The organism is Pseudomonas sp. Pmew2 (assembly GCF_058129885.1).
Genome location: NZ_CM176702.1, coordinates 699,101 through 713,550 on the forward strand (window position 1 = coordinate 699,101; position 14,450 = coordinate 713,550).

At 60.4% G+C, this 14,450-nt stretch carries 12 protein-coding genes, 1 pseudogene and 1 riboswitch; of the genes and pseudogenes, 3 read left to right on the plus strand and 10 right to left on the minus strand.

The features are described from left to right. Window positions 1-52: 52 nt before the first annotated feature. Together AC4ANK_RS03225 and AC4ANK_RS03230 are read left to right on the plus strand one after the other, a co-directional pair. Window positions 53-601: a cytochrome b gene (locus AC4ANK_RS03225; protein ID WP_002551706.1), complete on the plus strand. Its 549-nt coding sequence runs from the start codon at window positions 53-55 to the stop codon at window positions 599-601. Between the two features lie 27 nt (window positions 602-628). After that, a complete protein-coding gene (locus tag AC4ANK_RS03230; protein WP_002551707.1) occupies window positions 629-1,207 on the plus strand; it encodes a YceI family protein in 579 nt (192 codons plus the stop codon). Window positions 1,208-1,492: 285 nt separating this feature from the next. Here AC4ANK_RS03230 and rhlE2 read toward each other — a convergent pair whose 3' ends face one another. From rhlE2 to ahcY, 3 genes are all read right to left on the minus strand, one after another. Continuing rightward, window positions 1,493-3,370 carry an RNA helicase RhlE2 gene (rhlE2, locus tag AC4ANK_RS03235; protein WP_002551708.1) on the minus strand — a complete coding sequence of 626 codons (1,878 nt, stop codon included), beginning with the start codon at window positions 3,368-3,370 and terminating at the stop codon, window positions 1,493-1,495. A 310-nt stretch (window positions 3,371-3,680) separates the two neighbouring features. Then, complete coding sequence (gene metF, locus AC4ANK_RS03240) at window positions 3,681-4,526, minus strand: methylenetetrahydrofolate reductase [NAD(P)H] (protein ID WP_002551709.1); 846 nt, start codon at window positions 4,524-4,526, stop codon at window positions 3,681-3,683. A 192-nt stretch (window positions 4,527-4,718) separates the two neighbouring features. Then, window positions 4,719-6,128, minus strand: coding sequence for an adenosylhomocysteinase (gene ahcY, locus AC4ANK_RS03245; RefSeq protein WP_031595025.1), 1,410 nt, complete (start codon window positions 6,126-6,128; stop codon window positions 4,719-4,721). Between the two features lie 23 nt (window positions 6,129-6,151). After that, window positions 6,152-6,262, minus strand: a riboswitch (S-adenosyl-L-homocysteine riboswitch). 220 nt (window positions 6,263-6,482) lie between these two features. Between ahcY and AC4ANK_RS03250 the strand changes: the two genes are divergently transcribed. After that, window positions 6,483-6,878 (plus strand): acyl-CoA thioesterase, encoded by a 396-nt coding sequence (locus tag AC4ANK_RS03250; protein ID WP_002551711.1) that lies wholly within the window; start codon window positions 6,483-6,485, stop codon window positions 6,876-6,878. 159 nt (window positions 6,879-7,037) lie between these two features. On the opposite strand, the gene otnI is transcribed toward AC4ANK_RS03250, so the two are convergent. The 7 genes and pseudogenes from otnI to alaC form a co-directional block, all read right to left on the minus strand. Further along, window positions 7,038-7,823: a 2-oxo-tetronate isomerase gene (gene otnI / locus AC4ANK_RS03255; RefSeq protein ID WP_031595023.1), complete on the minus strand. Its 786-nt coding sequence runs from the start codon at window positions 7,821-7,823 to the stop codon at window positions 7,038-7,040. 22 nt (window positions 7,824-7,845) lie between these two features. After that, complete coding sequence (locus AC4ANK_RS03260) at window positions 7,846-9,303, minus strand: GntP family transporter (RefSeq protein ID WP_002551713.1); 1,458 nt, start codon at window positions 9,301-9,303, stop codon at window positions 7,846-7,848. A gap of 135 nt (window positions 9,304-9,438) precedes the next feature. Further along, window positions 9,439-10,086, minus strand: a complete 648-nt coding sequence (otnC, locus tag AC4ANK_RS03265) for a 3-oxo-tetronate 4-phosphate decarboxylase (protein ID WP_460384190.1) — start codon at window positions 10,084-10,086, stop codon at window positions 9,439-9,441. Continuing rightward, on the minus strand, window positions 10,086-11,375 hold the full coding sequence (gene otnK / locus AC4ANK_RS03270) for a 3-oxo-tetronate kinase (protein ID WP_002551715.1): 1,290 nt from the start codon (window positions 11,373-11,375) through the stop codon (window positions 10,086-10,088). The genes otnC and otnK overlap by 1 nt, the downstream gene beginning before the upstream one ends. Before the next feature lie 10 nt (window positions 11,376-11,385). Beyond that, window positions 11,386-12,280: pseudogene (gene ltnD / locus AC4ANK_RS03275) on the minus strand (L-threonate dehydrogenase). A gap of 227 nt (window positions 12,281-12,507) precedes the next feature. Next, complete coding sequence (locus tag AC4ANK_RS03280) at window positions 12,508-12,963, minus strand: YkgJ family cysteine cluster protein (RefSeq protein WP_002551717.1); 456 nt, start codon at window positions 12,961-12,963, stop codon at window positions 12,508-12,510. A gap of 174 nt (window positions 12,964-13,137) precedes the next feature. Continuing rightward, entirely contained in the window at window positions 13,138-14,346 is a 1,209-nt protein-coding gene (gene alaC / locus AC4ANK_RS03285; RefSeq protein WP_460384192.1) for an alanine transaminase, read from the minus strand. Window positions 14,347-14,450: the final 104 nt, after the last annotated feature.

Below are 14,450 nucleotides of genomic sequence, written 5' to 3' on the forward strand. Positions count from 1 at the left end.
CATTCGATAGATAAAAAGCTAGTCTGGTAACACTTCTGACAAGGTACTGGTAATGCAGCTACGTAATTCATCCTCTCGCTACGGTCTGGTCAGCATGGTGCTGCACTGGGGTGTGGCTGCTGTCGTGTTTGGAATGTTTGCGCTGGGGCTGTGGATGGTCGGGCTGGATTACTACGATACGTGGCGCAAGGCGGGCCCTGATCTGCACAAGAGCATCGGCATCACGCTGTTTGCGATCATGCTGATCCGCGTGGTCTGGCGTCTGCTCAGTCCGCCACCGCCGCCGTTGACCAGCTACAGTAAGTTGACGCGCATCGGTGCTGCATTCGGCCATCTGTTTTTGTACGTCGCACTGTTTGCCGTGATGTTCGCCGGGTATCTCATTTCCACCGCCGACGGCGTGGGGATTCCGGTATTCGGCCTGTTCGATGTGCCCGCGCTGGTTTCGGGCCTTCCTGATCAGGCAGAAACGGCGGGCTGGATTCACCTGTATCTGGCATGGGTCATCGTGATATTCGCGGGGCTCCATGGTCTTGCTGCATTGAAGCACCACTTCATCGATCGCGATGTGACCCTCAAGCGCATGCTGGGTCGTAATTGATTGTTCAACCAAAACGGGAATAAAAGCATGTTGAAGAAGTCTCTCGCCGCTCTGGCTCTGGGTACCGCACTGTTGTCTGCTGGCCAGGCCATGGCCGCCGACTACGTTATCGACAAGGAAGGTCAACACGCATTCGTTGACTTCAAGATCAGCCACCTGGGCTACAGCTTCATTCACGGTACCTTCAAGGACTGGGACGGCACGTTCAGCTTCGACGCTGCCAAGCCTGAAGCCAGCAAAATCAATGTCGAGCTGAAAACCGCCAGCCTGTTCACCAACCACGCCGAGCGCGACAAACACATCTCCAGCAAGGATTTCCTGGACGTTGCCAAATACCCGGAAGCCAAATTCGTTTCCACCGCAGTCAAATCGACTGGCGAGAAAACGGCTGACGTCACTGGCGACCTGACCCTGCACGGCGTGACCAAGCCAATCGTCATCAAGGCAACCTTCAACGGCGAAGGCAAGGATCCGTGGGGCGGCTACCGTGCCGGCTTCAACGGTACTTCGACGCTGAACCTGAACGACTTCGGCATCAAGGGCCCAGGCCCGACGTCGCAGACGCTGGATCTGGACATCAGCTTCGAAGGCGTACAGAAGAAGTAATTGCACGCTTGATCGACAGAACGCCGACCCTTGGGTCGGCGTTTTTGTGGGTGCGATGAAACTTCCTGAGATGACTATCGTGTCAATGCTCCGCGTTGACATGCAGTTCGTGACGCTTTGCGTCACAGATCGGCGCCGCGCTGCCGTCTCAAGATCGGACGCGGAGCGTCCAGGACTGCGCTACCACGCGGAGCGTGGGAGCGATGATCATCATCGACACAACGAACGACACGACAAACAAAAACGCCCCGAGCGAGTCGGGGCGTTTTTAGTGTTGCGTGGCTATCAGCTGTCGCGATTGCGGGTCAGCAGCGCCGGTTTTTCACCGCGTGGGCGTGTTGGCAACTGGTCCAGTTGCTCGGCAGACGGGAAACGGTCGATCTTGGATTCCTTGTGCACGATCTTCGGCTGAGGCTGACCGTCGCGCGGGGCACGCACGGCTGGCTCCTGACCTTCACGTGGCAAAGGCTGGTCTTCACGTGCCGGACGACGACCGCGCGGCTGGCCATCACGCGAACGCGGAGCCGACGAACCCGAACCGTTGCGCTTTGGCGCGCCAGTACCGGAGCCGTTACGAGCGCCGCCCGCAGGTCGACCCGAATTGGCTGGGCGAGCTGCGCCGCCAGCAGCCGGTGCTGCACCGGGCGCGGCCGCAGGGCGACGACCACGGTTCTGGCCTTTGCCCTGATAAGGACTGACGTAGTCAGCACGATTGCCGAAATTGTCTACTTCGTCGTCGCGGAACTCGTCCGGCGCACGATCGGCTGCCGGGCGCGGTATGGATGGCTGCGATGCACGCTGTTCGCTGCGAGGCGTGCCCTCACGAGGTTTTTTTTCGCGTGGCTGCCTTGCAGGGCGTTCGCCAGTGGCGGCTGCAGCGGCAGGTTTTTCCTTGCCTTTGTCCTTGCCCTTGTCGCGACGACCGCCGTTGTTCTTGTCGCCGGCAGGACGTGCACCACGAGAGTTGCGAACATCCGGACGCTCACGCACTTCCGGTTTTTCAGCCTCGACTGCGGTGATGTCGAAGCCCATCAGGTCGCCATCGGCGATCTTCTGTTTAGTCATGCGCTCGATGCTTTTGAGCAGCTTCTCTTCGTCCGGCGCAACCAGGGAAATGGCTTCGCCCGAACGACCGGCCCGGCCGGTACGACCGATACGGTGAACGTAGTCTTCGTCGACGTTGGGCAGCTCGAAGTTGACGACATGCGGCAGCTGGTCGATATCCAGGCCGCGTGCGGCGATATCGGTCGCAACCATGATGCGTACATCACCTGCCTTGAAGTCGGCCAGAGCCTTGGTACGGGCGTTCTGGCTCTTGTTGCCGTGGATCGCGACAGCCGCGAGGCCGTGCTTGTCCAGGTACTCGGCCAGACGGTTGGCACCGTGCTTGGTGCGGGTGAAGACCAGCACCTGTTCCCAGGCACCGACGGTAATCAGGTGCGCCAGCAGTGAACGCTTGTGGTTGGCGGCAAGGCGGAAAACCCGTTGCTCGATACGTTCGACCGTGGTGTTCGGCGGCGTGACTTCGATGCGCTCTGGGTTGTGCAGCAGCTTGCCGGCCAACGACGTGATGTCATTGGAGAAGGTAGCCGAGAACAGCAGGTTCTGGCGCTTGGCCGGCAGCCGCGCGAGGACCTTCTTGACGTCATGGACGAAGCCCATGTCGAGCATCCGGTCTGCTTCATCGAGCACCAGGATTTCGACGTGGGACAAATCGACACTGCCTTGACCGGCCAGATCGAGCAGGCGGCCGGGGCAGGCCACCAGGACGTCCACGCCACGGGACATGGCCTGAACCTGAGGGTTCATGCCGACGCCGCCGAAGATGCAGGCGCTGACGAACTTCAGGTCGCGGGCATAGAGCTTGAAGCTCTCGTGCACTTGTGCGGCCAGTTCGCGGGTGGGGGTCAGGACCAGAACGCGCGGTTGGCGCGGGCCATGACGCTGGGATTTGTCCGGAACACCATTGGGAAACAGCCGCTCCAGAATAGGGAGGGCGAAACCGCCGGTTTTACCAGTACCGGTCTGTGCCGCAACCATCAGATCGCGACCTTGCAACACGGCGGGAATGGCCCGCTGTTGCACTGGGGTAGGCTGGGTATAGCCCGCTGCCTCGATGGCGCGGACTAAAGCCTCGGAGAGACCGAGGGAAGCAAAGGACATGAGTAATCCTGTTCTGTTGGAGCTTAAGCTCAAGGGATGTCTTGCCTGGCGCGAATGGCGTGTAAAGACAACGCGATCCCGTCCGGTCCTGCCGGGTCTTCAGTGCATCTCGTGACGTCTGCGCTTGATGAAAATTGCGCTGTTGGCGTGAACGAGTGACGATTGCAAGACCGGGCCTCCGGGCGTAAGCCTGGCGGGAAGGCTGGAGTATAACAGAGCGAACGCAATACGCCGCTTTCCTGCTGCCCAACGGTGTATCAGGCCGCGATCTCCGGGGATTCGCCCGACAGATCGCGGCTTTACAGCGGTATCAGCGTGGCAATTGCAGGTTATTCCACACGGCCAGGCTCGATTCTGCCTGGTTCAGGGTGTAGAAGTGCAGGCCAGGGGCGCCGCCTTGCAGCAGTCGTTCACACATCTGCGTGATGACTTCTTCGCCAAACGCCTGAATGCTTTGCACGTCATCGCCATAGGCTTCCAGCTGTTTGCGGATCCAGCGCGGGATTTCCGCACCGCACGCATCCGAAAAGCGTGCGAGCTTGCTGTAGTTGGTGATCGGCATGATGCCCGGCACGATCGGAATGCTTACGCCCATCTTCTCGACCCGCTCGACGAAGTTGAAATAGCTGTCGGCGTTGAAGAAGTATTGCGTGATCGCACTGTCGGCGCCGGCGTTGGCCTTGTTGACGAAGTGCTTGAGGTCGTCCTCGAAATTGCGCGCCTGCGGATGCATTTCCGGGTAGGCGGCGACTTCGATGTGGAAATGGCTGCCGCTTTCCTGGCGAATGAAGCTCACCAGGTCATTGGCGTGACGCAACTCACCGCTGGCCATGCCCATGCCGGAAGGCAGGTCGCCGCGCAGTGCCACGATGCGTTTGATGCCCGCATCCTTGTACTGCGCCAACAGGTTGCGCAGGTCGTCCTTGCTGTCGCCCACGCAGGACAAATGCGGCGCAGCAGGGACTTTGATCTCGTTTTCCAGCTGCAGCACGGTATTGAGCGTGCGGTCGCGGGTCGAGCCACCGGCACCATAGGTGCAGGAGAAAAAATCGGGGTTGTACGTAGCGAGCTGACGAGCAACGGTCAGCAGCTTTTCATGTCCAGCGTCGGTCTTGGTAGGAAAGAACTCGAAGCTGAAGCGGCGTTCTTGGCTCATGGAGGCCGATCTCGATATAGAAACGAACACATACTTTGTAGGAGCGGACTTGTCCGCGAAGGCTTTATTTCAGACGCTGCATCTTGATTGAATGCACAGGCCCCTTCGCGGACAAGTCCGCTCCCACAGATAATTGCCAACTGAGAGAGTGAGAGGCGTCAGGAACGCCGCGCACTCTTCACAGAATATCAATCAGTAGCGATACGCGTGCGGCTTGAACGGACCTTCGACGGTCACGCCGATGTAATCGGCCTGAGTCTTGGTCAGCTTGGTCACAACGCCGCCGAAGCCGCGGACCATTTCCAGGGCCACTTCTTCGTCGAGTTTCTTCGGCAGCACTTCAACGGTCAGACGCTCGGCCTTTTTGGCGGGAGCCAGGTCAGCGTATTTCTGCTCGAAGAGGAAGATCTGCGCCAGAACCTGGTTGGCGAACGAGCCATCCATGATGCGGCTTGGGTGGCCAGTGGCGTTACCCAGGTTGACCAGACGGCCTTCGGCCAGCAGGATCAGGTAGTCGTCGTTCTGTGCGTCGAACGAGCCTGGGCCGGTGCGATGGATCTTGTGAACCTGTGGCTTCACTTCTTCCCATGCCCAGTTCTTGCGCATGAAAGCGGTGTCGATTTCGTTGTCGAAGTGACCGATGTTGCACACCACAGCGCGTTTTTTCAGCGCTTTGAGCATGTTCGAATCACAAACGTTGACGTTACCGGTGGTGGTCACGATCAGGTCGATCTTGCCCAACAGAGCCTTGTCGATGCTTGCTTCGGTGCCGTCGTTTTCGCCGTCGATGAATGGCGAGACCAGCTCGAAACCGTCCATGCAGGCCTGCATGGCGCAGATCGGGTCGACTTCGGTCACTTTGACGATCATGCCTTCCTGATGCAGGGACTGGGCCGAGCCCTTGCCCACGTCACCGTAGCCGATCACCAGCGCCTGCTTGCCGGACAGCAAGTGGTCGGTGCCGCGCTTGATGGCGTCGTTCAGGCTGTGACGGCAGCCGTACTTGTTGTCGTTCTTGCTCTTGGTCACCGAGTCATTGACGTTGATGGCCGGGATTTTCAGCTCGCCCTTGGCCAGCATGTCCAGCAGGCGGTGAACACCCGTGGTGGTTTCTTCGGTGACGCCGTGGATCTTGTCCAGCATCGCCGGGTATTTCTTGTGGATGATCTCGGTCAGGTCGCCGCCGTCGTCGAGGATCATGTTGGCGTCCCATGGCTGGCCATCCTTGAGGATGGTCTGCTCGATGCACCACTCGTATTCTTCTTCGGTTTCGCCCTTCCAGGCGAACACAGGAATGCCGGCAGCGGCAATGGCCGCAGCAGCCTGGTCCTGAGTGGAGAAAATGTTGCACGACGACCAGCGAACTTCGGCACCCAGGGCAACCAGGGTTTCGATCAGCACGGCGGTCTGAATGGTCATGTGGATGCAGCCGAGAATTTTCGCGCCCTTGAGCGGCTGGTCACCGGCGTATTTGCGGCGCAGACCCATCAGGGCAGGCATTTCGGATTCGGCAATGATGGTTTCGCGACGACCCCAGGCGGCCAGGGAAATGTCGGCAACCTTGTAGTCATTAAATTCTGCGGGCGTGATTACAGCACTCATTGAGAGTCTCCATTCCATAAAAATGCGAATGGGCGCCGTTGTGCGTTTAAGGTTTGCCGGTCGAGGATCGTCCTGGCAAACAACGCCCCATCCGAGCCTGACAGGGAAAACCTGCTGCAGCGCCCCTCGGACAGGTGGCGGGAACGGTATCAAGCGTGGATGACCGTTTTGAAACGTTGGGCAGTATAGCTGCGCTCGCGATTCTTCCCAAGGCTTTCTGTCGGTTTAAGGGCCACACAATTGCCATCTGTCTGTAATCGAGTCGATGCACATTCGCTATGACACAGGCATGGGCGCGGGCCGTCGGCTCTGCCATCATGCACGTCTCTACCGGCCAGACGCTCAGGAGTGAACATGAATTTCCACACCCGCAAGTGGGTCAAGCCCGAAGACCTCAACCCCAACGGCACGTTGTTCGGCGGTAGCCTGCTGCGCTGGATCGATGAAGAAGCGGCGATCTACGCGATCGTTCAACTGGGTAATCAGCGGGTGGTAACCAAGTACATCTCTGAAATCAACTTTGTCAGCGCCTCGCGTCAGGGCGACATCATTGAGCTAGGCATCACCGCCACAGAATTCGGCCGCACCTCGATCACCCTCAAGTGCCAGGTGCGCAACAAGATCACCCGCAAAAGCATTTTGACTGTCGAGAAGATCGTCTTCGTCAACCTCGACGAAGACGGCCAGCCAGCGCCGCATGGCCGGACTGAAATCCGCTATATAAAGGACCAGTTCGACGTAGAGGATTGATACCTCTTCAAGATCGGACGCGGAGCGTCCAGAACGGCATGCGACGCGGAGCGTCGCACGATAGTGTTCCCCCGGGCACGACAGTTACAGAATGATCGTTCCTCACGCTCCGCGTGGGAATGCCGTTCACGACGCTCCGCGTCGTCTATCCCGAGTGTTTCAGCCCTTGGCTTGTAGCTCGCGCAACCACGCCAGACCAACGCTGGTGTCGCCTTTCGGACGGTATTCGCAGCCGATCCAGCCGCTGTAGCCCAACTCGTCGATCACATTGAACAGGTGTTCGTAGTTCAGCTCGCCAAGGTTCGGCTCATAGCGGTCCGGGACGCCTGCAATCTGAATATGGCCAATGCCCGCAAAGTCCCGGCGCAGTTTGCTGGTCAGGTCGCCTTCGACGATCTGGCAGTGGTAGCAGTCGAACTGCACCTTCAGATTGTCAGCGCCCACCAGTCTGCAGATTTCCTGTGCCTGATCCTGACGATTGAGGAAGAAGCCCGGCATGTCGCGGGTGTTGATCGGCTCGATCAGAATCGTGACGCCTGCGCCCTTGGCTTGCTCAGCCGCGAACGCGAGGTTTTCCAGATAGACCGCCTGATGACGCTCACGCAAGCTTTCATCGGCCAGCAAGCCAGCCATGACATGCACTCGGTCATTGCCCAGCACCTGTGCGTACTCCAGCGCCCGCTCGATACCGCTGCGAAATTCCGCTTCACGACCCGGCAGCGTGGCAATGCCTCGCTCGCCTGCTTCCCAGTCGCCTGGCGGGGCGTTGAACAGCGCCTGCACCAGACCGTTGTCGCTCAGGCGCTGCTTGAGTTCCTGAGGGCTATAGGCGTAGGGGAACAGGTACTCGACCGCGCCGAAACCATCGGCTGCGGCTGCGGCAAAGCGCTCAAGAAAATCATGCTGCGGGTACAGCATGCTGAGGTTGGCGGCAAAACGAGGCATGTTAACTCCAGTCTTCAAAGGGTCAGACGAATGGCCAAAGCAGCAGGGTGATCACGAAGCCCAGTGTGCCCAGCAGCGTGACCAGTACGGTCCAGGTGCGCAAGCCGTCGGCGACGTTGAGGCCTGCCAGCTTGGTGAACATCCAGTAACCGGCATCATTGATGTGCGACATGGCCAGACCGCCACCGCCCATCGCCAGGCACAATAGAGCCAGGTGGTTGGCGCTCAGGTCCAGCGTGGCGATCAGCGGGCTGAGAATGCCTGCAGTGGTCACCAGTGCAACGGTGGTCGAACCCTGAACAGCGCGCAGCAGCAGGGTCAGCAGGAAGCCCAGCGCGAGTACCGGCAGACCGGTGTTACGCAGCGCCTCGGAGACCACCGCACCAATGCCGGTGTCGACCAGCACCTTGCCAAACACGCCACCGGCACCGGCAATCAGAATCACCATCGCCACACCCGGCAAGGCCGAGCCGATCACATCGGACACCTGAGTGCGGCTCCAGCCACGACGCGAGCCCAACAACCAGGCGCACAGCAGGGTATCTATCAGCAATGCCACAAGCGGCGCACCGAGAACGGTCAGCACTGCACGCAGCGTGGACGTGGCTGGCAGCATGGTGGTGGCCAGGGTGCCCATCAGAATCAGCACGATCGGCAACAGAATGAGCGCGATGATCAGCCCGAAACCCGGTGCAGGTGCTGGCGGCAGTTTGCTCGCCAGGCTGCTGGCGGTCTCTTCTGCGCCCAGGGTTCTGGTTTCAGTGGCTTCACGCACAGCGGAATAATCGTTGCGCGCCCAGGCTTCCAGGTCTTCGTTGGTAACGTGCGGGCCGTAGACTTCGGCGCGAATATCGTCGGTCATCGGGTAGGTCTTGCGGGTCATGCGCCCCGCGACGAAATAGCCGATCATGCACAGTACAGCAACGATCGGAATGCCCAGCATCAGCACCCGGCCCAGGTCCGCGCCCAACTGGCTGGCAGCGGCTACCGCGCCGGGGTGCGGCGGCAGGAACGCGTGCACGGCAAGCAAGGCTGCGCACATTGGCAGCGCGAAAATCAGCAGCGGCTTGCGTGCCGCCCGTGCCACGCCGTATGCCAACGGCATGAGGATGATCACGCCGACCTCGAAGAACACCGGAATACCGACCATGAAACCCGCAACGGTCAGCGCCAGAGGCGTGCGCTTGTTGCCGAAGCGGTTGATCAGGGTTTTGGCCAGCGCCTCGGCCCCGCCCGACAGCTCGATGATGCGTCCGATCATCGCGCCCAAAGCGATGATGATCGCGATGTGGCCAAGGGTCTTGCCCATGCCGCCTTCAATGGTGGTAACCAGATCGGCCGGTTTAACACCGGCGACCAGCGCCACGATAATGCTGACCAGCATCAGGGCGACGAAGGGCTGGAATTTGTACTTGAGCACCAGAAACAACAGCAGTGCGATGCCCGCACCGGCCACGACCATCAACATGAGCGGCGTCATGCCCGTGCACTCCGGTCGATGGTGGTAAAGACTGACAACGAAACAGCGGGGGAGGGGTGAGTCATGCTCTCGATTCCTGTTGTTATTGTTTTTCGACCGGGAGGTGCAGCGCGCCCCCCGATCACCGTGTGCTCGTTACCACCTGGCGCCGAACACCTGACGCAGCTCTTCAAGCGCCGTCGGGTCCAGCGGTGCAGGTTTGGGGTTGCTCATCAGCCACAGACGCGCTGTTTCTTCCAGCTCTTCCAGGGCGTAGCAGGCCTTGGCCACCGAGCTTTCCCAGACCACCGGGCCGAGCCGCTCGAGCATCACGCCGCGCACACTGTTGGCCAGTTCCGCCACGCGCTCGGCGACTTTCGGCGAGCCCGGACGCTCGTAAGGGATCAGCGGGATATGCCCGACCTTCATGACCTGATACGGCGTCAGCGGCGGCAGCGGCGGCAGAATGTCGTCTTCGCGCCATACGCCCGCCAGGGTCAGCGCCACCAGATGCGTCGAGTGGGTGTGCACCACGCCGCCGACCTCAGGGTTGCGGTCGTAGACTTCGCGGTGCAGGGCCAGGGTCTTGGACGGCTTGCTACCGGATACCCATTCACCGGCCAGATTGACCTTGGCGATATCGGCCGGGTCCATGCGGCCCAGGCAGGCATCGGTCGGGGTAATCAGCCAGCCGTCGTCGAGTCGTGCGCTGATGTTGCCGGCGCTGCCCACCGTATAGCCACGGCCATACAGCAGACGGCCGACGTCGCAGATTTCCTGACGCAATGCGTTTTCGTCGATCATCAGGCCGCCCCCGCCAGTTGCTTGAGGGCTTTGGCGAAGAAGTCGCGAGCGCCGAAATTACCGGACTTGAGCGCCAGTGCCAGCGGTTGCACGCCGCTGCTGACTGTGGCCGGAACGCCCGGATCGATCTGTGCGCCGATCTGCAACAGTTGCACGCCCAGCGCCTGAACCACGGCACCGGAGGTTTCGCCACCGGCGACCACAAAGCGGCGCACACCAGCGTTCAGCAGCCCTTTGGCGATCTCGCCCAACGCGGCTTCGACCATTGCACCGGAGCGTTCAACACCCAGCTCTTTCTGCACGGCTTTGACTTCATCCGGCGTACTGGTGGCGTAGATCAACACGGTTTGCCCGGCGTCTCTGGCAAAGGCCAGCGCCTGCTCGACCACCGGCTTGCCTGCGGCCAGATCCAGCGGATTGATGCGCAGTGCAGGGCGATTGTCTTCCAGCCAGGCCGCGACCTGGCCATTGGTGGCAACCGAAGCGCTGCCCGCCAACACCACTTCGCCGCCACTGATGGCGACCTGTTTGGCGGCATCGATATCGCGCAGCTTGCCTGCCTTGCGGAAGTTACCCGGCAGGCCCAGCGCCAGACCCGAGCCACCGGTCAGCAGCGGCAAGTCGGCGCAGGCTTCGCCCAGGGTGTACAAATCGGCATCCGACAGGGCATCGGCGATCGCCATGCTCACACCTTCGGCGCGCAGCTCGGCAATTCTGTTGCGCACGCCTTCGACGCCCTGGGCAATGCTGTCATAGCGCAATAGGCCGACCTTGTGGCGGGTCTGCGCTTGCAGCACACGCACCAGATTGGCGTCGGTCATGGGCGTCAGCGGGTGGTTCTGCATGCCCGATTCGCTGAGTAACTGGTCCTGTACGAACAGATGGCCACGGAAAATCGTGCGGCCATTTTCCGGGAAGGCCGGGCAGGCGAGGGTGAAGTCGCTGTCCAGTTGCTCCAGCAGTGCTTCGCTGACCTGGCCGATGTTACCCGCGGCGGTGGAATCGAAGGTCGAGCAGTATTTGAAGAAGATCTGCTCGCAGCCGCGCTCGCGCAGCCATTCCAGCGCAGCGAGGGATTCAGCCACCGCGTCGGCGCTTGGTGTGGTACGCGATTTCAGGGCGATGACAATCGCGTCGGCGTCCAGGCCGGCAGCCATTTCGGCGCTGGGGATGCCGATGCTCTGCACGGTGCGCATACCGCCGCGCACCAGCATGTTGGCCAGGTCGGTCGCGCCGGTGAAGTCATCGGCAATGCAGCCCAGCAGCGGGCGAGCGTTGTTCAGGCTCATCAGTCGCTCCTCAGGCTTTTTCTGGCTTGGCTTTCGGCAATTCGATGCCCGGGAAAATCTTGATCACCGCCGAGTCATCCTCGCGGCCGAAACCGGCGCTGGAGGCCTGCATGAACATCTGGTGCGCGGTGGCCGACAGCGGCAGCGGGAATTTGCTGCTGCGCGCGGTATCCAGCACCAGGCCGAGGTCCTTGACGAAGATATCCACAGCCGACAGCGGCGTGTAATCGGCGTTGAGGATGTGCGGCACGCGGTTCTCGAACATCCACGAGTTACCGGCACTGTTGGTGATCACTTCGTACAGCGCGTCAGCATCGACGCCTTCACGCAGGCCGAGGGCCATGGCTTCGGCGCTGGCTGCGATGTGTACGCCAGCGAGCAACTGATTGATGATTTTGACTTTCGAGCCCAGCCCGTGGACGTCGCCCAGGCGATAGACCTTGCCGGCCATGCCATTGAGGATGGCTTCGGCCTTGGCGTAAGTCTCGGCCGGGCCGGAGGTCATCATGGTCATCTGGCCAGCGGCGGCCTTGGCAGATCGGTGCATCGAGGTACAGCAGGTTCTGTGCGGCCAGACGCTCGCCCAGTTCGACGGCGAAGGTTGGCGCGACAGTGGCGCAACCGATGACCAGACTGCCCGGACGCAGCGCCGCGACCGCGCCGTTTTCACCAAACAGGACGGTTTCGGTCTGCTCGGCATTGACCACGACGGTAATGATCACATCGCAGGCAGCGGCCATGCTGGCTGGGGATTGGCAGGCAACGCCGCCTTCCTGGGCAAACGCTTCGGTCACGCTGCTGCGCACATCGCAGGCATGCACAGTGAAGCCGCTACGCAGCAACGAGCGGGCAATGCCCAGACCCATCGCACCGAGGCCGATAACGCCAACGTTTTTGCTGGTCATGCAGTAATCCTCAAAGTCAGTGCCGATGCCTGTGTCGCTGGCATTCAAGCGTTATTGTTCTGATCTGTGAATCGGATAGTGAGTCAATGAGTAAATAATGTGAAGTATTTTTATTTTTCACAAAAATTAACATCGATAGGCTTTTTCCATCGCGCACAAAAAAGCCCCTGTGCGGGGCTTGATTGATGTGAGCCAATATTCTGCGCGTTGCGCAGCCCTTCAAGGGGTCAGAACTTCGGCACTGGCGCGCTGGTGGCGTTTCTCAAAGAACCGCTTTCCTGACGCACGACTTCTTTGGGCTTGTACGCGCAATAACCGGGACGCGGTCCGACTTTCGGGTGGTTGCGGCAGGTGTCCGGGCGCTTGTCATAGATGGTGCACAGGCGGCTTTTACGGTCCAGGTACAGGCAGTCGTTGTTGCTCATGCGCTGCAACGTGAAGATTTCCGACTTCTGGTTGTAACGCTCGACGATGCCTTCTTTCTGCAGACGTTTGGCGATGTTCTTCGCCGGATCGCCGCGCTCGAACTCATCGACGATGCCGATGCGGATCAGGTCCTTGATCTTCACTTCTACCGGCAACGTGCAGCAACTGGACACGCAGCCCCCGCACATGTGGCTGGAGTATTTGGCCCAGGTGTCGATGCGATCGAGTTCTGCGGCGGCGATCAAGGTGGGTTTCATTTTATTTCAGAATTCCGGGTGTATCGGGGCGCGCGATCATACCGGTCCGCGGCCATTTGCAGTAAGTAAAAATTGCCGAGGCGACTGTCGGTCAGTCAGGGCGGGGCGTAATCGGTGGGGATGCGCATGCCTGCCGAGCGCATTCGGTCAGCAGGCATGGCGTAAAGGGCGAACTCAGGACTTGAGCTTGTCGTCAGCCCTGAACATGCTGCGGATGCCGCGCACGGCCTGGCGGATACGGTCCTGGTTCTCGATCAGGGCGAAGCGCACATGATCGTCGCCGTACTCACCGAAACCGATGCCCGGCGAGACACACACCTTGGCTTCGGCCAGCAGCTTCTTGGCGAACTCCAGCGAGCCCAGATGCGCGTAGGCTTCTGGAATCTTCGCCCAGACGTACATCGACGCCTTGGGGTTTTCGACCATCCAACCCAATTCGTGCAAGCCTTTGACCAGCACGTTGCGGCGCTGGCGATACTGCTCGGCAATGTCGAGCACGCACTGCTGATCGCCTTCCAGCGCGGCAATCGCCGCCACCTGCAGTGGCGTGAAGGTACCGTAGTCGTGGTAACTCTTGATCCGCGCCAGTGCATTCACCAGTTCGGGGTTGCCGACCATGAAGCCAATCCGCCAGCCCGCCATGTTGTAGCTCTTGGACAGGGTGAAGAACTCGACTGCAATGTCCTTGGCGCCCGGCACCTGCATGATCGACGGGGCTTTCCAGCCGTCGTAGACGATGTCGGCGTACGCCAGATCGTGAACCACCAGCACGTCATACTGCTTGGCCAGCGCCACCACGCGCTCGAAGAAATCCAGCTCCACGCATTGCGCCGTCGGGTTGGACGGGAAGCCCAGAATCATCATCTTCGACTTGGGAATCGAGCCGCGAATGGCTTTTTCCAGTTCGTCGAAGAAGTCCACGCCTGGCACCAGCGGCACTGATCGCACCTGGGCGCCGGCAATCACGGCACCGTAGATGTGAATCGGGTAACTGGGGTTGGGCACCAGCACCGTGTCGCCCTGATCCAGCGTGGCGAGCATCAGGTGGGCCAGGCCTTCCTTGGAACCAATGGTCACGATCGCTTCGCTTTCAGGGTCGATGTCGACCTCGTAGCGCTTCTTGTACCAGTTGGAAATGGCCCGGCGCAGGCGCGGAATGCCCCGCGAGGTGGAGTAGCCGTGGGTGTCTTCGCGCTGGGCGACGGTGATCAGTTTTTCGACAATGTGCGGCGGTGTGGCCCCGTCGGGGTTGCCCATGCTCAGGTCGATAATGTCCTCACCGCGACGACGAGCAGCCATTTTCAGCTCGGCGGTGATGTTGAACACATAAGGGGGGAGTCGATCGATGCGCGCAAAGCGGCGCGGCGAACCTTGGTCAGCCATGAGTATCTCGCAAACGTAAGCGCCCGGAACCGTCCGAGCGACGTGGCCACATGAGGCGGCCTACCGAGGAAGATAGATGGGCTGACAGCCTTTTGTCCATCGGG